At 69.5% G+C, this 19,719-nt stretch carries 13 protein-coding genes, 3 tRNA genes and 2 pseudogenes; 10 read left to right on the top strand and 8 right to left on the bottom strand.

The annotated features are described in order from the left end of the window. Nucleotides 1-1,010: 1,010 nt before the first annotated feature. Nucleotides 1,011-2,513: a SulP family inorganic anion transporter gene (locus tag RI138_RS08545; protein WP_311119427.1), complete on the bottom strand. Its 1,503-nt coding sequence runs from the start codon at nt 2,511-2,513 to the stop codon at nt 1,011-1,013. 378 nt (nt 2,514-2,891) lie between these two features. On the opposite strand from RI138_RS08545, the gene RI138_RS08550 reads away from it, so the two are divergent. From RI138_RS08550 to RI138_RS08560, 3 genes are all read left to right on the top strand, one after another. After that, on the top strand, nt 2,892-3,293 hold the full coding sequence (locus tag RI138_RS08550; protein WP_096623205.1) for a MerR family transcriptional regulator: 402 nt from the start codon (nt 2,892-2,894) through the stop codon (nt 3,291-3,293). A gap of 688 nt (nt 3,294-3,981) precedes the next feature. Continuing rightward, entirely contained in the window at nt 3,982-5,667 is a 1,686-nt protein-coding gene (locus RI138_RS08555) for a ribonuclease J (protein ID WP_311119428.1), read from the top strand. 32 nt (nt 5,668-5,699) lie between these two features. Continuing rightward, nucleotides 5,700-6,431, top strand: a complete 732-nt coding sequence (locus RI138_RS08560) for a polyamine aminopropyltransferase (RefSeq protein ID WP_311119429.1) — start codon at nt 5,700-5,702, stop codon at nt 6,429-6,431. A 329-nt stretch (nt 6,432-6,760) separates the two neighbouring features. On the opposite strand, the gene RI138_RS08565 is transcribed toward RI138_RS08560, so the two are convergent. Further along, complete coding sequence (locus RI138_RS08565; RefSeq protein ID WP_311119430.1) at nt 6,761-7,231, bottom strand: DUF3592 domain-containing protein; 471 nt, start codon at nt 7,229-7,231, stop codon at nt 6,761-6,763. 765 nt (nt 7,232-7,996) lie between these two features. Between RI138_RS08565 and RI138_RS08570 the strand changes: the two genes are divergently transcribed. After that, on the top strand, nt 7,997-8,323 hold the full coding sequence (locus RI138_RS08570; RefSeq protein ID WP_311119431.1) for a hypothetical protein: 327 nt from the start codon (nt 7,997-7,999) through the stop codon (nt 8,321-8,323). Nucleotides 8,324-8,414: 91 nt separating this feature from the next. Next, nucleotides 8,415-8,584 (top strand): annotated as a pseudogene (locus RI138_RS08575) (IS5/IS1182 family transposase); the annotation flags it as partial. Nucleotides 8,585-9,013: 429 nt separating this feature from the next. Here the strand turns inward: RI138_RS08575 and RI138_RS08580 are convergent. The 3 genes from RI138_RS08580 to RI138_RS08590 all read right to left on the bottom strand — a co-directional run bounded on the left by RI138_RS08580 (nt 9,014) and on the right by RI138_RS08590 (nt 12,281). Next, a complete protein-coding gene (locus RI138_RS08580; protein ID WP_311119432.1) occupies nt 9,014-9,514 on the bottom strand; it encodes an SMI1/KNR4 family protein in 501 nt (166 codons plus the stop codon). 223 nt (nt 9,515-9,737) lie between these two features. Continuing rightward, a complete protein-coding gene (locus RI138_RS08585; protein WP_311119433.1) occupies nt 9,738-11,339 on the bottom strand; it encodes a peptide chain release factor 3 in 1,602 nt (533 codons plus the stop codon). An 816-nt stretch (nt 11,340-12,155) separates the two neighbouring features. After that, entirely contained in the window at nt 12,156-12,281 is a 126-nt protein-coding gene (locus RI138_RS08590) for a hypothetical protein (protein WP_311119434.1), read from the bottom strand. A gap of 79 nt (nt 12,282-12,360) precedes the next feature. On the opposite strand from RI138_RS08590, the pseudogene RI138_RS08595 reads away from it, so the two are divergent. Continuing rightward, nucleotides 12,361-12,642, top strand: a pseudogene (locus tag RI138_RS08595) (beta-eliminating lyase-related protein); the annotation flags it as partial. Nucleotides 12,643-13,458: 816 nt separating this feature from the next. Here RI138_RS08595 and RI138_RS08600 read toward each other — a convergent pair. From RI138_RS08600 to RI138_RS08610, 3 genes are all read right to left on the bottom strand, one after another. Further along, nucleotides 13,459-13,532: transfer RNA gene (locus RI138_RS08600), tRNA-Ile, on the bottom strand. 230 nt (nt 13,533-13,762) lie between these two features. Further along, nucleotides 13,763-13,835: transfer RNA gene (locus RI138_RS08605), tRNA-Asn, on the bottom strand. Between the two features lie 5 nt (nt 13,836-13,840). Further along, a tRNA-Asn gene (locus RI138_RS08610) sits at nt 13,841-13,913 on the bottom strand. 181 nt (nt 13,914-14,094) lie between these two features. Here RI138_RS08610 and RI138_RS08615 point away from each other — a divergent pair. The 4 genes from RI138_RS08615 (at nt 14,095) to RI138_RS08630 (ending at nt 19,703) form a co-directional block, all read left to right on the top strand. Next, nucleotides 14,095-14,397 (top strand): hypothetical protein, encoded by a 303-nt coding sequence (locus RI138_RS08615; RefSeq protein WP_096623215.1) that lies wholly within the window; start codon nt 14,095-14,097, stop codon nt 14,395-14,397. Between the two features lie 64 nt (nt 14,398-14,461). Beyond that, on the top strand, nt 14,462-15,913 hold the full coding sequence (locus RI138_RS08620) for an FGGY family carbohydrate kinase (protein ID WP_311119435.1): 1,452 nt from the start codon (nt 14,462-14,464) through the stop codon (nt 15,911-15,913). A gap of 128 nt (nt 15,914-16,041) precedes the next feature. Next, on the top strand, nt 16,042-17,775 hold the full coding sequence (locus RI138_RS08625; RefSeq protein ID WP_311119436.1) for an ABC transporter ATP-binding protein: 1,734 nt from the start codon (nt 16,042-16,044) through the stop codon (nt 17,773-17,775). Then, on the top strand, nt 17,775-19,703 hold the full coding sequence (locus tag RI138_RS08630) for an ABC transporter ATP-binding protein (RefSeq protein WP_311122824.1): 1,929 nt from the start codon (nt 17,775-17,777) through the stop codon (nt 19,701-19,703). The genes RI138_RS08625 and RI138_RS08630 overlap by 1 nt, the downstream gene beginning before the upstream one ends. Nucleotides 19,704-19,719: the final 16 nt, after the last annotated feature.

Below are 19,719 nucleotides of genomic sequence, written 5' to 3' on the forward strand. Positions count from 1 at the left end.
CTGCCAGGACGGTAACGGTGCGGCCTCCGGTGCGCCGGAGGCCGGGTCATTCTTCGATCAGGGCGGCGGCCCGACGGCGGCCAGGCGCGTGGTCACGCCGGGTCCGAGGGGTGGCGGCGCGCACGCCCAGGCGACGGCGGGACCCACGACCAGGGCCCGGCACTCCCCCGACGGACTCGGTGCGAGCGCCTCCTCCTTGCCGCTCAGCAGGAACGTGCACACGCGGATCGGGAGACGGGCGGCACCGGGCGCGCCCGCCCGCTCTTCGTCGGCAAGGCCCGCCAGGCGCCGCGCACAGCACGGTCCCCCTCGGAGGCCGCCTCGACGGCGGCGTCACCGCAGGGGCCTGCCACCTCACGCCGCCGATGGCCACTCACCGCGGATGCACAGCCCACCCACCATCGCGGGTCTCCTTCACCTCCAGCCGGTGCCGCGCGGATCGACTCGGTGTCAGCAACATGGCCGTACGGGGGCCGTCGGTCCACGGGGCGCACCGCCGCAGCGCCGAGCTCGTGCCCCAGGCACCCCGGGCGGGCTAACGACCATCGCGTGACACCACCGCTGCGGTGCGGCGGCCGCGGTCCCGGGGACGGTGGAGTGCTGGAGGCCCGGGGCGCATCGGCCGGTACGGTGTCGGCGGGGTTCCGGCCCGGCCGGAAGGAGTGGAGGCTCGTCCACCCCGACACCGCGCCGCGCGACAACGCGACCGTGCTACGGGAAGTGGCCACAGGGCTCGTCGAACGGTACGGCTGCCCTGTCCGGCCGGTCAGGCAGCGCAGCCCCGCCTCGGCCTCGACGGCGGGTGGGCCGGGCGCGCTGTGCCCGGGCAGCCGCCCGCCGGTGGCCGTGGCGACGGCACGCCCTGCGATGCCCGGGGCCGGCGACTGCCTCACGGAGGCCGCGTGCGGTTCGCGTACGGCGCGGCGCGCCTGGCACAAGTCCTCGCACGGCAAAGCCGCCCCTGCCCGCGGTCCGTTGCCGGGGCGGTCAGGGGCGGCTCGTCGGTCTTCTCAGTGGCCGGCGGTGAGCTGGCCGGCGAGCTTGCCGTGCATTTCGGCGCTGGCCTTGTTGAGGCCGATGATCGTGACCTTCTTGCCGCGCTGGGCGTATTTGGTCTCGATGGCGTCGAGGGCTGCGACGGAGGAGGCGTCCCAGATGTGGGCATCGGTGAGGTCGATGATCACGTCGTCGGGGTCGTCCTTGTAGTTGAACTGGTAGACGAGGTCGTTGGAGGAGGCGAAGAACAGCTCGCCGGTGACCGCGTAGACGACCTGGTTGCCGTCCGGGTCGACGACCCCGGAGACCTCGGCGATGTGGGCGACCCGCTTCGCGAAGATCACCATCGCGGTGATGCAGCCGAGAACGACGCCGATGGCGAGGTTGTGGGTGGCGACCACCGCGGCGACGGTGACGACCATGACGGTGGTCTCGCCGACCGGCATGCGCTGGAGCGTCTTGGGCTGGATGGAATGCCAGTCGAAGGTGGCGAAGGAGACCAGGATCATCACCGCGACGAGAGCGGCCATCGGGATGTCCGAGACGACCGGGCCGAACGCGATGCACAGGACCATCAGGAAGGTACCGGCGAGGAAGGTGGACAGGCGGGTCCGCGCTCCGGAGGTCTTCACGTTGATCATGGTCTGGCCGATCATGGCGCAGCCGCCCATGCCGCCGAAGAACCCGGTCACGACGTTGGCGATGCCCTGGCCGATGGACTCGCGGGTCTTGTTCGAGTGGGTGTCGGTGATGTCGTCGACGAGCTTCGCGGTCATCAGCGACTCCATCAGCCCCACCAGCGCGAACGCGAAGGCATAGGGGGCGATGGTGGTCAGGGTGTCCATGGTGAACGGCACGTCGGGCAGACCGGGGACCGGCAGCGAGGACGGGAGATCGCCCTTGTCGCCGACGTTGGGAACGGCGATGCCGGCGGCGACGGTGATCACGGTCAGCGTGACGATGGCGACCAGGGGTGCGGGAATCACCGTGGTGATCTTCGGGAAGAACACCATGAGGGCCAGACCGCCGATGATCAGCGGGTAGACGGCCCACGGAACGTCCCGCATCTCCGGGACCTGCGCCATGAAGATCAGGATGGCGAGGGCGTTGACGAAGCCGACCATCACGCTGCGCGGCACGAACCGCATCAGCTTGGCGACCCCGAGCGCGCCCAGAGCCACCTGCATCAGGCCGCCGAGGATGACGGCGGCGATCAGGTAACCGAGCCCGTACTGGTGGTTCAAGGGTGCGATGACCAGGGCTATGGCGCCGGTGGCGGCGGAGATCATGGCCTTGCGGCCGCCCACGATCGAGATGACCACGGCCATCGTGAAGGAGGCGAAGAGGCCGATTGCCGGGTCGACACCCGCGATGATCGAGAAGGAGATCGCCTCGGGGATCAGCGCCAGAGCCACCACGAGGCCCGCCAGCACCTCGGTACGGAAGACCTTCGGGGAGGCGAGCCAGTCCGGCTTGGACATACGCAGCTTGGGAGCCGCGGACAGCGGTGTAGACATGCAACCGTTTCTGTTCGGGCGCACACATCCACCAGTCTGGACACGCACGCATCGTTCTCGAATCCGCACAGAGGGCGGAATCCCGGCAGCCCAGCGTCGATGGGGCTCTGCCGGATCGGGTGGCAGCCTTCGTGGCTGACAGTCGGGCATCATTGCCCGATAAGCCTGTGAGGCCCTGGCCGGGGCTCAAGCGACAGCGAGGTCTGCCCAGCGGTCTCAGCTCTCTGCAAATCGTACCCTGACGTGAGGGCAGAGTGCGAGTTGCGGCTTGTGAAATGCAGGTAAATACGTCTGAGGATCATGTGATTCCGGACACGTATGCTGACTGCTCTTCGAACGTTCGAAGAGCAGCCGGTTACAGAGGAGGCAGGCGCGGAGATGGCAGAGCGGCAGATGCAGATCGGCGAGGTTGCTGAGCGGACCGGCTTGTCGCTCCGCACGATCCGGCACTACGAGGAAGTCGGTCTGGTCATCCCCTCCGCCCGCAGCAAGGGAGGTTTCCGTCTGTACACCGAGACGGACATCGGCCGCCTGATGGTGATTCGCCGCATGAAGCCGCTGGACTTCTCGCTGGAGGAGATGCGGGACCTCCTGGAGATCGTCGACCGCATCGCAGCGGACGACGCGCCTACAGCCGAGGAGCGGGAACGTCTGCACGAGCGGCTGGACTCGTACCGCAAGGTGGCCGACGCACGCTGCGAGACGCTGCGCGCCCAGCTCATGGCCGCGGAGGACTTCGCCGCCACACTGCGCCGCAGGCTCGATGCCCAGAGTTCCTGACGGTACGGCCCTCGGGGCCGGATGCAGTTCCCCGCACTGATTCCTGCCGTTCGCCCCCTACGGGCATGTGACCGGCATCGATGACGCCGAGGGATGCCACTCACCCCACGCCCACCTCCGCCTCGAACGCAGCTCCCCTGGCGGAACCAGTCGCGTAGGCCGCCGCCGACCCCACAGTACCCTCTCGTGAGAGTAGATTTGCGTGTCCGATGTGGATGGCGCGCATTGACGACAGCCGGCCGCGTAGCGATCGCCGGCGTGCGTTCGTCTCTGCTGAACAGCAGAGGCATCACCCTGGACAGCACCGTGCTCGCACACTCCCGAGCACGTATCCCCGTGGTACGAACCCAGGGGATACGTGCTGTCGAGGTGGAGAAAGCCCTCCATCGGCTCAAGCCCCGCGACGGCCGCAGCCAGGCTCTGAGCGAGACGTTGCGAGGTGCTGGCGCGCGGAGCTGACAGCGGGCGTTACCGCGATCGACGTCGACCTGGCCGCACAGGGTCACGCGCCCGGGCCCGAGTGCTGAGGCCTGTCGTGATGCCTCGGCCGAGCGCGCCACCAGCGCCTCATCACCATCGGCTTCGAAGTGGACGGTCCCGAGCCCTCGTCCCCTCGCGTGGGTCGTCAGGAGGCCGGAGTCCCGCACTGCAATGGATCATCCCCGTAACTCTCCGGTAGCGTCAGCGTATGAGCCATCCACATCCTGATCTGAAACCCGCCCCTCCTCTCGTCTCAGGAGGGCTGAGGGTCGTCGCCCTGGGCGGTCTGGGAGAGATCGGCCGCAACATGACCGTCTTCGAGTACGCCGGCAAGCTGCTGATCGTCGACTGCGGTGTGCTGTTCCCCGAGGAGACCCAGCCCGGCGTCGACGTGATCCTGCCCGACTTCACGTCGATCCGGGACCGTCTGGACGACGTCGTCGGCGTGGTCCTCACCCATGGACACGAGGACCACATCGGTGGCGTGCCCTACCTGCTGCGAGAACGCCGGGACATCCCCGTCATCGGCTCGAAGCTGACGCTCGCCTTCCTTGAGGCCAAGCTCAAGGAGCACCACATCAAGCCCACGACGGTGCGGGTGAAGGAAGGGGAGCGGCGCGACTTCGGGCCTTTCGGCTGTGAGTTCGTGGCGGTCAACCACTCCATCCCCGACGGTCTCGCGGTCGCCATCCGCACCGGTGCCGGGATGGTCCTGCACACCGGTGACTTCAAGATGGACCAGTTCCCGCTGGACGACCGCATCACCGACCTGCGCGCGTTCGCCCGGCTCGGTGAGGAGGGTGTCGACCTGTTCCTGACCGACTCCACCAATGCCGAGGTGCCCGGTTTCACCACGTCCGAGCGCGAGCTGAACCCCGCGATCGAACACGTGATGCGGACCGCCCCGCGCCGGGTCATCGTCTCCAGCTTCGCCAGCCACGTCCACCGTATCCAGCAGGTCCTCGACGCCGCGCATCAGCACGGGCGGAAGGTCGCCTTCGTGGGCCGGTCCATGGTCCGCAACATGGGCATCGCCCGCGAGCTGGGCTATCTGAGGACGCCGCCGGGCCTCGTGGTCGAGGCAAGGGAGCTGGAGAAGCTGCCCGACCACAAGATCACCCTGGTCTGCACGGGCTCGCAGGGCGAGCCGATGGCCGCCCTCTCCCGCATGGCCAACCGTGATCACTCGATCCGCATCGGGCAGGGCGACACCGTCCTGCTCGCCAGCTCCCTCATCCCGGGCAACGAGAACGCCATCTACCGGGTGATCAACGGGCTGACCCGCTGGGGCGCCAACGTCGTCCACAAGGGCAATGCCAAGGTCCACGTCTCCGGCCACGCCAGCGCGGGGGAACTGGTCTACTGCTACAACATCGTCAAGCCCCGCCATGTCATGCCCGTCCACGGCGAGTGGAAGCACATGCGGGCCAACGCCGACCTCGCCATCCGCACCGGCGTCGCACCGGACCGCGTGATCATCGCCGAGGACGGTGTCGTCGTCGACCTCGTCGACGGGCGCGCCTCGATCACCGGAAAGGTCCCGGCCGGCTATGTGTACGTCGACGGGATGACCGTCGGAGGCGCGACCGAGGCGTCCCTGAAGGACCGCCGCGTCCTGGCGGAGGAGGGCGTGGTCACCATCGTGGCGATCGTCGACGCCGACACCGGGCGGCTCGCCGAGGCGCCCGACTTCCTCGCCCGCGGATTCGAGCACGACGACACCACCTTCGAGCCCGTGATCCCGCTCATCGAGAAGACCCTGGCCGCGGCGGCCGAAGAGGGCATCGGCGACCACCACCAGCTCGAACAGCGCATCGCTCGCGCCGTCGCCTCCTGGGCCTTCCGCAGCCACCGCCGCAAGCCCCTGATCATCCCCGTCGTCATCGACGCCTGACACCGCGTCGCCGACCGGAGGAGACCCCCACCATGACCACCCGCTTCGAGGAACTCGACTGGAAGCCGACACCGATCGGCGACATCAGCCTGCGGCGCCGACGCGACCCCTCGTCGGGAGACGACGTGTACGAGGTGAAGCTCGGGGACGAGTTCCTGATGTCCAGCCTCTTCACCGAGGGCGAGATCGCCCTCGCCCGACTGGGCCTCGCCCCGCTCGCGCACCACCCCGGCCTCGATGTCGCCGTCGGCGGCCTCGGCCTCGGGTACACCGCACACGCCGCGCTACAGGAGCCGGGCGTCCGCTCGCTGATCGTCGTCGACACCCTCGGCGAGGTCATCGACTGGCACCGACGCGGTCTGGTACCGCTCGGCACGGCGCTCGGCTCGGACGACCGCTGCCGACTGGTGCGGGGCGACTTCTTCGCCATGGTGCGTGAGGGCCGTGGGCTGGACCCGCAAGCGGAGGGACGCCTCTTCCACGCCATCCTGCTGGACGTCGACCACTCCCCCCGCCATGTGCTGCACCCGAGCCATGCCGCTCTCTACCGGCCGGAGGGCCTGAGCGCCCTCTCCCGCCTCCTCCACCCCGGAGGCGTCTTCGCCCTGTGGTCCAACGACCCGCCCGACGACGACTTCGTCTCCCTCCTCGCCAACGCCTTCCAGAACACCGCCGCCCACGTGGTGGAGTTCCCCAACCCGCTGCGAGGCGGCACCTCGACCAACACCGTCTACGTGGCCGTCAAGGGCAGCGCCGGTCGATGAGGGCGCTCACTGCTCGGCCTCCTGGTCGCAGGTGGGGTCACCGGTATGTCCGGCCTTCCGAACGGCCGGTCCGGGAACTCCGACGTCGTCCATAGCCTCTCGCGCCCTGTCACTGCGCCGGGTATCCCCTGTGCGCTTCCGCGCCCACTCGGTCGAGCTGCCCTTCATCCGCCCGTCCGCGCTACTGGGGGCTTTCGACGAGTCCTCACGGTTGAATCGGATGCAGGGGCAGGAGGGGCGGTCAGAGGCTGTGATGAACTCCTTCACGATGCGTCCCGTCGCATGCGCCGCCCCGCTGCGCGCGGCGGGGCGGCCCCTGCCCCGGTCGGTCAGAGGCCTCCTCCGGTCAAGAGGAGGAGAGCCCCTCCGCCGAGCATGGCGAGGGCGAAGAGGGAGCAGAGGACGACACCCGTGATGCGTGATGCGTTGCTCGGCGGTTCGGACTCGGCGTAGGCGACGGTGTACGGGCGATCGGGCCGTTCGGAGTCGTAGGCCACCTCCACGGTGTCCCCGACCTCGCCGCCCGAACTGCCGCGTCTGAGCGTGGAGGTGTAGCGCTTGTCTCCGAGCTCGTACCTGACCAGGGTGTCCGTCCGGGTGCCGCCGTTCGGTCCGCCGCCCTCGTTCACCACGCGTTTGTCGAAGACCACCGCGGTGACCCGGCGGTCCAGGGTCGCGCGGTGGTCCTCACCGATCTTTCCGGCGAGGACGTAGGCCACCAGGGCGAGAGACGCGCCGACGAACAGGGAGACGAGACCCATCAGCGCCGTCAGCACACGATCGGCGGACGGTTTGCGCATGCTGCTCCTCCAGGGCTTGTCCGGCTTGCGCACGATCTGCTCGCTGTTCGGCGTCGCGCCTCTGGGTCCCAAGGACCCGCTCCGGGGACCTGGTCGCCGTGTCCGAGCGGCGCCTGGGCTACTCCACACCGTGGTGGCCACCGAGAACGACACCGTCATGAACGGGGTGCCGGAGGGCCGGCCCGGCGGCGGCACGGCGATCGTCGTCCCGGCCGTAGCCAGAACGCAGGACCGTCGTCGTCATCTCATCTGCCGGGCTCGGCCCGCTGCCTGTACCGGGGGCCCGCCACCGCACCGGCCGCACCACGGAGCGGGAGATCGCCCCTTCTCGGACGCCACGTCGAAGACGCCCAGCAGGGCCGGTCCCGGAGCGCCGCGCCCCGGCACCTCCGGCGCACGTCCGGCGTGGCCGCAAGAGCGCTGCGGCGGAGCCCGCCCTGCACACCGATGTCGTCAGCCCGCCGCCACACCCCATCCGGGGTCTCCTCGTCGGCCGTGCGGGGGCCGGCACGTACGGTGATATCGCCCAGAGGTTGCTGTCATGCCTCGCAGCGTACGGTCGGCCCTTCTGCGAGAACACCCCTCCGAGTTCGTTCTCACGAAGCGCAATCCACCACGCCTGCCATGACCTAAGCGGTCGGTTCGTCAGTTGATGCCCGTTTCTGGCGGCTAGTCCATCAGGGGTCGGTGGCGGCCGATTTCTCTGCGCGCGGTGGAGTCGGCAGACTCGGGAACTGCGAGACGGGCTGTGGCGTCCGACCTGTCGTGAAGGAAGAAATCAAGGGTCTTGCTGGTTTCCTTGTCGCCGGTCTGGGTTCCTCAGTGGCGCTGCTGGCCTGGGCACCGCTGGCGAGGGTCAGTGTGGAGGGCGGATTCGATGGGCGTCATCAGGACCTCAGCGTGCTCTACGTGGACCTACCGCTCGTCGCCGCGGGGGGCGCCCTGGTGGCGCTCGCCTTCTGGTCGCTCGCCTTGCGCCGGTTCCATCGCCCGTGGCTCGCCGCCCTGGTCTCGGTCACCGCGATCGCCCTGGGGATCTGGGGTCTGACGAGCTGGTGGGCTCCCTATCAGGCACCCGAGTTCGCCTACTGAGGCCGTGATTCATGTTCCTTTGTGCCTATTTTGACCTCGCCTGACTGTGTGGGTTCGGGCGGACTCTGCCGGTCCGCAGCCGAAGCCGTGAAGGGACGAGCAGGCCTACGGGATCCTGATACTGCACCGGCGCCTGGTCCACGACTACGAGCACCGCCCGGCCTCCTCCACCTCCCACGCCTACTGGGCGATGACCCACGTCACGGCCCGCCGTCTCACCGGCGCGAACACCCCACCTGGCGCGACGCGCGCAGACGGTGACCGTGAACATCCAGCCCCTGCTCGACGCGTCGGCATCCAGGAAGACGCCGCCCGGGCCATGGCCGACGACCTCCACCCCCGGATCGGCGAGCTTCAGGCCCGGCTGCGGAAGGCCGAGATCCACCTCGAACACCTCGCGATCACACGGAAGACCGTCACCGCACTCCCGGACCGGCTCCCGGTCGCCCCGCCGGACCTGCCGAGCACCCGGACTACCCCCGCATCCTCGCCGTCTTCGATGAGGCCGGACCACTACGGGCCCGCGACGTCTGCGAGGCCCTCGACCACGAACTACTGCCGAAGAACATCGAAGGCACCCGCGCCGAACTGAAACGCCTGCTCAACCTCGACATCCTCACCGAGGCCGACACCGACAGCTTCACCAGGAAGCAGTAGCCGGCCGAATTTCGCGACGAGCGGCACTCCCGTTCAGATATCCCAGGGGAGGCCTGTAGAGGGGTCGAGGCCCTGGTCCAAGAGGTGGTCGTATTCGCGCCAATGCATGAACTGCATCGCTTCCTCGGTGAGGCCGGAGGCAGGGGTGCACCAACGTCGCACGTAGGCGGCGAACCCGTCTTCGTGGACAGTGAGGGGGCCGCCGTCCTCGTCGAGGTCGGCGATGGGCCAGGCGTCACTGTCGTTGCCTGTCATCAGCCAGAACAGGTGGGTGCCGTCCTCTATGAAACCCCACCGAAGCAGCATGTCGGCGCCTACTTCGGCGGGCAGCCAACGGGAGTAGAACTCGGGGGCCTGTTCCCAGAAGAGTTCGGCCATGGCGACCACACTGTCGCCTCCGGCTGCGCGGTACGGCGGGGGTATCCACAGCGAGTCTCCGCCGATCCCGCCAGCCCCGTAGGTCTCTATGAAGGCGATGTAGTCCGAGGGCAGCCGTATCCTGAGCCGCCGTTCAGCTTCTGCTACTCCGGCCACATCATGGGGGGCTCCTTCGCTGCTTTGTCTGCACGGCGTGAGCAGGCCTGACAGCGCGCGTACGCCGGGATGGCTGGACACTGAACCTCCGGTCGTTTGGTGTGCTGACCAGCCTACGAACCCTCTCCAAGGGCTGTTTCCCACGGAGTGCGCAGGCCATGTCGGGTTCGGTCACCGCATGCAGCCGCAGATCGTCCCCGCCCTGCGGCATCCGGAGGGGGTGTTACTCGTGGGCGGCCAGGAGGGTTTCCAGGCTGGCGTCGGGGAACTGCCGCTGGAAGGAGTTCGCCTGCCAGCGGTCGGGGAACAGCGCGAGCTGTGCCTTGTCGCGGATCCTGGTCAGCGCCTCCCCCTTGACGAGCTGGGAGCGGTTGAGGGTGTCCGCTCCGGCCGCGTCGGTGGCCCGCGCCAGGTGGTAGGGCAGCACTTCCAGGCGTACGGGTGCGGAGAACTCCCCCGCCATCCGGGCGGAGACGACGTCGAACTGCATCGGCCCCACCGCCGCCAGGACCGGGGCCTGGTCGCCGCGTGCGTCGCTGACGAGGACCTGCACGACGCCTTCCTCGTCGAGCTGGGCGATGCCACGGCGGAACTGCTTGGAGCGGCTGATGTCGACCGGTCGTGCGACCGCGAAGTGTTCGGGGGCGAAGGTCGGCATGGGCGGGAACAAGGCCGGCGGACCGTCGTAGAGGGTGTCCCCGACGCGCAGGGCCGCGGCGTTGACCAGTCCGACGACGTCGCCCGGGTAGGCGGTGTCGACCATGGAGCGGTCCTGGCCGAAGACGCTGTGGGCGTACTTGGTCGCGAACGGCTTCCCGGACGAAGCGCGGGTGACGGTCGCGCCTCTCTCGAAGACGCCCGAACACACGCGCAGGAAGGCGATCCGGTCCCGGTGGGCCGGGTCCATGTTCGCCTGCACCTTGAACACCAGCCCGGAGAACGGGGCGTCGACGGACCTGCTGCCACCGCCTTCGAGTTCTCGCGCCCCCGGTGGCGGGGCGAGGTCGACGATGGCGTCCAGGAGGAGCCGTACGCCGATGTTGGAGACCGCGGCGCCGAAGAACACCGGTGTGGAGCCGCCCGCCAGGAACGAGGCCCGGTCGAACTGGGCGCCGTCCGCCTCCAGCAACTGGAGCTCCTCCACGGCCTGTTCCCAGTCGGCACCCTCCTCGAACGCCGCCCGCTCGGCGGGAACCACCTCTTCGGAGGCTTCGTGCGCGCCGCCGGGGGTGCGGGTGTAACGCAGCATCCGCTCCGGCTCGCGTACGTCGACCAGACCGCGCAGGTAGCCTGCCGTGCCGACCGGCCAGTTCACCGGGGTGGGCCTGAGCCGGAACTCGCGCTCGATCTCGTCCAGCAGCTCAAGGGCCTCACGGCCGGGCCGGTCCCACTTGTTGATGAACGTGATCACGGGGATGCCGCGGTGGCGGCAGACGTCGAAGAGCTTGCGGGTCTGCTCCTCCAGGCCCTTGGCCGCGTCGATCAGCATGACCGCGCAGTCCACGGCCGCCAGCACCCGGTAGGTGTCCTCGGAGAAGTCCGCGTGCCCCGGAGTATCCAGCAGGTTCAGCACGCGGTCCCGATAGGCGAACTGCAGAACGGCGGAGGTCACGGAGATACCGCGGGTCTTCTCCATCTCCATCCAGTCCGACGCCACACCGCGCCGCCCGGACTTGCCGTGCACCGCCCCCGCCGACGTGATCGCGTGGGCGTGCAGCGCCAGCGCCTCGGTCAACGTCGACTTGCCCGCGTCCGGGTGACTGATCACCGCGAACGTACGCCGCCTGGCCGCCTCACCGGCGGCCCACTCACTCGTGGCGTTCACCGCGCCACCTCCGATCCTCATCAGCCGTTCGCCCACGGCTACGCCGCCTCGCGTCGCCCGTCCGGCATCTTCACCGTCCATAAATCTACCGTGACGTGAGAGTAGATTGGTGATCGCCGCAACGAGCGCTGCCCACGGGCCGCCACCGCTGTCACGTCGCCCCGCCCCGGCTGGGCCGAGGGCCGCGTTCGCCGCACCTCCGCCCAGCGTCCGTTGCGCGAGAACGTCCCGGAAAGCACGGCAAGCGGGACTCGACCCAGCAGGGTGGCGCCGCTCACCTGCGGTGACGTCGAAACGGCGGGCATAGCCGCCCGTTTCCGACCGGCTGCGTCCCCTTCCATCTCCACGCGGCACCTCAAAGCCGGCCACGTGGCGTTGAAGGGTCTCTTCCAGACGGTCACGCAGTTCGCTTCTGTGTAGCCATTACGGACCCGCAGTCGATTTCTGAGCGTACTTCCTGGCGCATGCAGATGAACCAGTTCCAAGCGACAGCCGTGCTGTTCGTCCAGCTCCGGTGGGAGTTCGGCCGCACCTCGGCCGATTCGCGGCCGTCCCGGTAGTGACTCCACAGGTCGTAGAGCGGGATCGACGCCTGGTCCCGTCCGGGTCGGTTTCACGGGATCGGTCCAGTGCACCAGCAGGGCCAGGGGTACGGCGGGGCGCACGATCCCACCCTCCCGCGCCTGGACACCCGGCGCCCAGGCGAACACCTCGGCCGGGATGGTTCGGTCGCCGGTGATGCCGCGCAGTTGGTGCAGGCTGGTATGGCGAAGGCCGGAAGTGACCATGAGGTAGTTCAAGGGCGCTTGTTCAGCGTCAGGTTTCATGTGTGGCGCGAGGGCACGTGCCGCGGGCAGTGCGGCGAAAGCTGTTGAGGAACGCGGTGGCCAAGTCGACGATGCCGTCGTCGGCCAGGAAGTACACGCCGCGTTTGGCCGACACGGAATGTCGTCCTCCTCGTTCAGGAATACCGGATCACGAATCGGGGTGCGGGGTGAGGGGTTCGCTGCGGTCGGCCTCGCGGGCGGCCGGGGTGCTGGGGACGGAGGCGGCGGCGTTCTTCCCGACCGGCACGATGGCCCAGCAGGTCGCCCTGCGGTGCTGGGCGGGGCGCACGCGCGACGCGACCGTGGCGCTGCATCCCCTGTCCCACCCGGAGCTGCACGAGGGCGGGGCGCTCGGCTCGGTGAGCGGGCTGCGCACGGTGCATCCGACGTCCGCGCCCCGGCTGCCGAGCGCCGAGGAGGTACGGGAGTTCCCCGAGCCGTTCGGGACGCTGATGCTGGAGCTTCCGTTGCGGGACGACCTCCTCACCGCCGGGGCCCAGCCCGCCGTGTCGCTCGGCACGATCCCGACCACCGCGTACCGCGAGCAGTGGCCGCGTGAGACGTTCCACGTCTACGACAACTCACTCGTCTCCGTCGAGCTGCTCTCCGCCCGGGTCCGCATCACCCAGCCCAGCGTGATCGCCCTGTACGCGAAGGCGTTCGAGGAGCTGCGGCAGACCGCCGTGTACGGCACGCCCTGATCGTGAAGGCCATCGACGCCCTCGGCTGACCCGGGGCACACACGAGCGCTGCTCCCACTCGGACCGGCCATGGTCGAGGCGCCGCGGGAGCACCGGGAGCGCCAGGCTCTGGAGCGGGCCGTGTGCGAGGAGAAGCGGCTGCCGTGGACGGAGACCCGAAGGGTGTTCGTCCAGGACGGGACGTGGCTGCGCCCGGAGAAGGCGCCGGACGTCTTCCGCCGGCTGACGCGGGAGGCGGACCTGCCGCCGATCAACCTGCGGGACCTGCGGCACGTGGCGGCCACGCTGACCCACGCGGGCGGCGGGGGCCTGCACGCGATCAAGGAGACGCTGCGGCGCGGGACGATCCAGCTGGCAGGTGACACGTGCACGGGCCTGCTGCCTCAGGTCGACCAGGAGGTGGCCAGGAAGGCCGAGTCGGCCGCTCCCCGCGCCCGCCCCGTTCGGGGGGGGGCTCCGACACAGCCGCTCACGCACCGCTCACGCACCGCTCACGCGGGGCCCCTGAAACGCGGAAGCGCCCCACCCTGGTCCAACCCAGTTGGGGCGCTCCGATGCTGGTGGGAACGTTCCTGCCAGCGACCGCTTGTGTGGGGCGGGTGGGACTCGAACCCACGGCCGACGGATTATGAGTCCGCTGCTCTAACCGGCTGAGCTACCGCCCCGTTTCGGCGTGGCGCGTACAAGTGTGCGCCCCGTCTGCCGCAGCATAGCCGGTCATACGATCTCTTGCTTCGGATGGCCGACTTCGCCTGATCTTGAGGACGGCGCTGCGTGCTGCCCGGTTCCGGGTGAGGGCGAGGTGACCCGAAAGTGTCATTCCGCGGGGCTCGGGGGTCGGCAGGCGGCGAGTGGGCACGCGAAAAAGGACCCCGAAGGGTCCTCTTCCGCATCGCTCCCCCGACTGGACTCGAACCAGTAACCCTCCGGTTAACAGCCGAATGCTCTGCCAATTGAGCTACAGGGGATCGCGCTCCCCCGACTGGACTCGAACCAGTAACCTGCCGGTTAACAGCCGGCTGCTCTGCCAATTGAGCTACAGGGGATTGCTGCGGTGCCTCGAATCGTACCTGCCTGGCGGCTGCCGGGCGGCGCGCGTTCGCTGCGACACATACATTAGCGCAAGCAGGGGGGTGCTCCGCCAATCGGTATCGCCCGGGATGATCTCGGGTGCTCACGGGTAGGCGGGCTGCACACGTCGCACCAAGCGCAGGAAGGGTGGCAGCCATGCGGTACCGGCTCACGTTCATCGCCGGAGTGGCGCTCGGATACGTGCTCGGCACGCGAGCCGGGCGCGAGCGTTACGAGCAGTTGAAGAAGTCGGTCCGGCAGTTCGCGGAGAACCCCGCCGTGCGCAACGCCGCCGAGAGTGCCGCGCACAGCGGCCGGGACATCGCGGGCAAGGCGTACCACTCGGTCAGCGACAAGGTCGGGGACAAGGTGCCCGCCTCCGTCGCCGACCGCGTCCGGTCGCTGCGGGACCGCAGCAGCCAGAACGGTGAGGACGACTGGGGGACCACCAACACCTAGCTCAGGGGCCCCGGGCCCGCGGCGGTCGTTACGGGAAACTCGCGGCGTGCGGCAGAATCTCCCCATGGGCATAGTCGCGGGGCTGGACAGTTCTTCCGCCTTCACTCACATCGTCGTCTGCGACACGGACACGGGCGCCGTGCTGCGGCAGGGGTATGCCGCGCATCCGGTCGAGGCCAAGGCCGCCGAGGTCGATCCGCAGGCCTGGCTGCTCTCACTCGGCGAGGCGGCCTCCGGCGGGCTGCTCGAAGGGGTGCAGGCCATCGGGGTCGCCGCCCAGCAGCACGGGCTCGTACCGCTGGACCAGCAGGGCAACCTCGTACGTCCCGCGCTGCTCGGCAACGACCGGCGGGCGCAGGTCGCGGCGGCCGATCTGGTCGACTCGCTGGGCGGGCGGCAGGCCTGGGCCGAGGCCGTCGGGGCCGTGCCGCAGGCCGCGCAGCCCGTGGCGAAGCTGCGGTGGCTGGCGCGGACCGAGCCGGAGAACGCCCAGCGGGTGGCCGCCGTGCTCCAGCCGCACGACTGGCTCGTGTGGCAGCTGCTCGGGCGGCCCGCCCGCCGGACCACCGACCGGGGCGCCGCCTCGGGTACGGGGTACTGGTCGGCCGGGTCCGCGTCCTACCGGCCCGATCTGGTGGAGCTCGCCCTCGGGCACTCCGCCGCGCTGCCCGAGGTGCTCGGGCCCGCCGACTCCGCCGGGACGACGCCCGAAGGGCTGCTGATCTCCGCGGGCACCGGCGAGATCATGGCCGCGGCCTTCGGGCTCGGGGTCGCGGTGGGCGACGCGGTCGTGTCGCTGGGGGCCTCCGGGTCCGTGATGGCCGTGCACCACGAGGCGCTCGCCGACTCCACCGGGATGATCACCTCGTTCGCCGACGCCACAGGGCTGCATCTGCCCGTCGTCCACACGTCCAACGCCGTACGTGCGCTGCGCGGGACCGCCGAGATGCTGGGGGTGGAGGGGCTGGACGAGCTGTCCGCGCTGGCGCTGAAGTCCACGCCCGGGGCTTCCGGGCTGGTGTTGCTGCCCTATCTGGAAGGCGAGCGCACCCCGCAGCTCCCCCACACCGCGGGCACCCTCAGCGGGCTGCGGCGCGAGTCGATGAAGCCCGAGCATCTGGCGCGGGCCGCGTTCGAGGGGATGCTCTGCTCGCTGGCCGACGCCATGGACGTCCTGCGCGGGCGGGGCGTGGAGGTGCGGCGCGTGTTCCTGCTGGGGGCCGCCGCCGAGCTGCCCGCCGTACAGGCGCTGGCTCCCGCCGTGTTCGGCACGCAGGTCGTCGTACCGCAGCCCGCCCAGTACGCGGCGATCGGCGCGGCCCGGCAGGCCGCCTGGGCGCTCGGCGTCTCGCAGGGCGCCCTCGATCCGCGTACGCCCCCGGCCTGGCAGGGCGCTGCCGCCCAGGTGCTGGAGCCGGGCGATGAGCTGGCGGTCGGCGGGGCCGTGCGTCAGCAGTACCGGGCCACCAGGGATCAGATCCACCCCGGGGCCTTCGGGGGTGCGCGCCCGGAGTGAGACCGGCGTGGGCACGCGGCCGTCCGCCCCGGGTTTGACCCCGGCTTGAGGAAAACGGCTCGCTCTCGGAGTACGGCGTACGCGAAACTGGGGCGGCCTCTGCCCTCCGCCGATTCCGAGAGACCCGCGTGCTCATAAAACTCCTGCGGGCCCATCTGGGCCCGTACAAGAAACCCATCGTGCTGCTGGTGCTCCTCCAGCTGCTCCAGACCTGCGCCACCCTGTATCTGCCCAGCCTCAACGCGGACATCATTGACAACGGTGTCGTCAAGGGCGATACCGGATACATCCTGGAATTCGGCGGTCTCATGATCGCCGTCAGCGTTCTTCAGGTCCTCGGCAACGTGGGGGCCGTGTACTACGGGGCCCGGACCGCCTCCGCCCTCGGGCGCGATGTGCGGGCCGCCGTCTTCGACCGGGTGCAGTCCTTCTCCGCGCGTGAGCTGGGGCGCTTCGGGGCGCCCTCGCTGATCACCCGGACCACCAACGACGTCCAGCAGGTCCAGATGCTGGTCCTGATGGCGTTCACCCTGATGGTGTCCGCGCCGATCATGTGCGTCGGCGGCATCGTCATGGCGCTCGGGCAGGACGTTCCGCTGTCGGCCGTCCTGCTGGCGGTCGTGCCGGTGCTCGGCGTCTCGGTGAGCCTCATCGTGAAGAAGATGCGGCCGCTGTTCCGCACGATGCAGGAGCGGCTCGACGGGGTGAACCGGGTGCTGCGTGAGCAGATCACGGGCAACCGGGTGATCCGCGCGTTCGTCCGTGACGGGTACGAGGCGAGGCGGTTCCGGGGGGCCAACACCGAACTGACCGATGTGTCGGTGGCGACCGGGCGGCTGATGGCGCTGATGTTCCCGACGGTGATGACGGTGGTCAACCTGTCGTCCGTCGCGGTGGTGTGGTTCGGCGCGCACCGCATCGACAGCGGCGGGATGCAGATCGGTGCGCTGACCGCGTTCCTCGCCTATCTGATGCAGATCGTGATGGCCGTGATGATGGCCACCTTCATGTTCATGATGGTGCCGCGCGCCGAGGTGTGCGCCGAGCGCATCGAGGAGGTGCTCGGCACCGATTCGAGTGTGGTGCCGCCGCTCTCCCCCGTCACGGAGCTGCGGCGCCACGGGCATCTGGAGGTGCGCGGCGCCGAGTTCCGCTATCCGGGGGCGGAGGAGCCGGTGCTGCGGGCGGTGGATCTGGTGGCCCGGCCCGGGGAGACCACCGCGATCATCGGGTCGACCGGCAGCGGGAAGTCCACGCTGCTCGGTCTCGTACCCCGGCTGTTCGATGTGACGGGCGGCGAGGTGCTGGTCGACGGCGAGGATGTGCGCGGGATCGATCCGGTGCTGCTGGCGAAGACCGTGAGCCTGGTGCCGCAGAAGCCGTATCTGTTCTCGGGGACGGTGGCGACGAACCTGCGGTACGGGAATCCGGACGCCACCGACGAGGAGCTGTGGCACGCGCTGGAGGTGGCGCAGGCCAAGGGGTTCGTGGAGGGGCTGGAGCACGGGCTCGACGCGCCGATCGCGCAGGGCGGCACCAATGTGTCGGGCGGTCAGCGGCAGCGGCTCGCCATCGCGCGGACACTGGTGCAGCGGCCGGAGATCTATCTCTTCGACGACTCGTTCTCGGCGCTGGACTACGCGACCGACGCCGCCCTGCGGGCCGCACTCGCGCGGGAGACCGCCGGGGCGACCGTGCTGATCGTGGCCCAGCGGGTCTCCACCATCCGCGAAGCGGACCGCATCCTGGTGCTGGACGAGGGGCGGGTCGTGGGCAGCGGTACCCATCACGAGCTGATGGACGGCAATGAGACGTACCGGGAGATCGTGCTCTCCCAGCTGACGGAAGCGGAGGCCGCGTGATGGCCGGTCCTGGCGGACGGATGATGGCCGGGGGCGCGCCCACCGAGCGGTCGATGGACTTCAAGGGGTCCACCAAGCGGCTGCTGAGACGCTTCGGCCGCGAGAAGGCCTCGCTGTGGCTGATGCTGGGCGCGGTGACGTTCAGCGTGGCGCTCTCGGTGGTGGGCCCGAAGATCCTCGGGAAAGCGACCGACCTGGTCTTCGCGGGGGTCGTCGGGCGCGGGATGCCGGAGGGCACCGGTAAGGAACAGGCGATCGAAGCGCTGCGCGAGGAGGGCAACGGCTCGATGGCCGACATGCTCTCGGGGGTGGACTTCACACCGGGCGAGGGCATCGACTTCGGCGCGGTGGCGGATGTCCTGCTGCTGGCGCTGACGGTCTACGTCGGGGCCGGGCTGCTGATGCTGGTCTCGACGCGGCTGTCGATCCGCGTGATCAACCGGATCGTGTTCCAGCTGCGCGAGGACCTCCAGACGAAGCTGGCTCGGCTGCCGCTGTCGTACTTCGACCGGGCCAAGCGCGGTGAGGTGCTCAGCCGGGCGACGAACGACATCGACAACATCTCGCAGACGCTCCAGCAGACGATGGGCCAGCTCATCAACTCCCTGCTGACCATCATCGGCGTACTGATCATGATGTTCTGGATCTCGCCGCTGCTGGCTCTGGTCGCCCTGGTGACCGTGCCGCTGTCGGTGGTCGTGGCCACGCAGGTCGGCAAGCGGTCGCAGCCGCAGTTCGTGCGGCAGTGGCGGGTGACGGGGAAGCTCAACGCCCACATCGAGGAGATGTACACCGGGCACAACCTCGTGAAGGTCTTCGGCCGGCAGGAGGAGTCCGCGCGGGACTTCGCCGAGCAGAACGACGCGTTGTACGAGGCCGGGTTCAAGGCTCAGTTCGCCAGCGGGCTCATGCAGCCGCTGATGTTCTTCATCTCGAACATCAACTACGTGCTGGTGGCCGTCGTCGGAGGTCTGCGGGTCGCCTCGGGCACCCTGTCGATCGGTGACGTGCAGGCGTTCATCCAGTACTCCCGGCAGTTCTCGATGCCGCTGACGCAGGTCGCCTCGATGGCCAACCTGGTGCAGTCCGGCGTCGCTTCGGCGGAGCGGGTCTTCGAGCTGCTGGACGCGGAGGAGCAGGGCCCGGACCCGGTGGACGCGGAGCGGCCCGAGGTGATGTCGGGGCGGGTCTCGCTGGAGAAGGTGTCCTTCCGCTACGAGCCGGACAAGCCGCTGATCGAGGACCTGTCGCTGAGTGTGGAGCCGGGGCAGACGGTCGCGATCGTGGGCCCGACGGGTGCGGGCAAGACGACGCTGGTCAATCTGCTGATGCGGTTCTACGAGGTGACCGGCGGGCGGATCGCACTCGACGGCGTCGATGTGGCGAAGATGTCCCGGGACGACCTGCGCTCATCGATCGGCATGGTGCTCCAGGACACCTGGCTGTTCGGGGGGACGATCGCGGAGAACATCGCGTACGGCGCTGCGCGCGAGGTCAGCCGGGAGGAGATCGAGGAGGCGGCCCGGGCGGCGCATGCCGACCGCTTCATCCGGACGCTGCCCGACGGGTACGACTCGGTGATCGACGACGAGGGCACCGGGGTCAGCGCGGGCGAGAAGCAGCTGATCACCATCGCGCGGGCGTTCCTGGCCGAGCCGGTGATCCTCGTCCTGGACGAGGCGACCAGCTCGGTGGACACCCGGACCGAGGTGCTGATCCAGAAGGCGATGGCCCGCCTGGCCCACGGGCGTACGTCGTTCGTGATCGCGCACCGGCTGTCCACGATCCGGGACGCGGACGTGATCCTGGTGATGGAGAGCGGGTCCATCGTCGAACAGGGCACGCATGACGAGCTGTTGGCGGCCGGGGGCGCCTATGCCCGGCTGTACGCCGCCCAGTTCGCGGATGCCCTGGCCGAGGTGGACTGAGGTGGCCGCGGAGGCC

This window comes from Streptomyces durocortorensis, from assembly GCF_031760065.1.
Taxonomy (GTDB): domain Bacteria; phylum Actinomycetota; class Actinomycetes; order Streptomycetales; family Streptomycetaceae; genus Streptomyces.

Coding starts and splice junctions, on each gene's coding strand:
- RI138_RS08620 (WP_311119435.1), top strand. CDS start 14,462: ATGGGCATAGTCGCGGGGCTGGACAGTTCTTCCGCCTTCACTCACATC.
- RI138_RS08615 (WP_096623215.1), top strand. CDS start 14,095: ATGCGGTACCGGCTCACGTTCATCGCCGGAGTGGCGCTCGGATACGTG.
- RI138_RS08545 (WP_311119427.1), bottom strand. CDS start 2,513: ATGTCTACACCGCTGTCCGCGGCTCCCAAGCTGCGTATGTCCAAGCCG.
- RI138_RS08630 (WP_311122824.1), top strand. CDS start 17,775: ATGGCCGGTCCTGGCGGACGGATGATGGCCGGGGGCGCGCCCACCGAG.
- RI138_RS08555 (WP_311119428.1), top strand. CDS start 3,982: ATGAGCCATCCACATCCTGATCTGAAACCCGCCCCTCCTCTCGTCTCA.
- RI138_RS08565 (WP_311119430.1), bottom strand. CDS start 7,231: ATGCGCAAACCGTCCGCCGATCGTGTGCTGACGGCGCTGATGGGTCTC.
- RI138_RS08560 (WP_311119429.1), top strand. CDS start 5,700: ATGACCACCCGCTTCGAGGAACTCGACTGGAAGCCGACACCGATCGGC.
- RI138_RS08550 (WP_096623205.1), top strand. CDS start 2,892: ATGGCAGAGCGGCAGATGCAGATCGGCGAGGTTGCTGAGCGGACCGGC.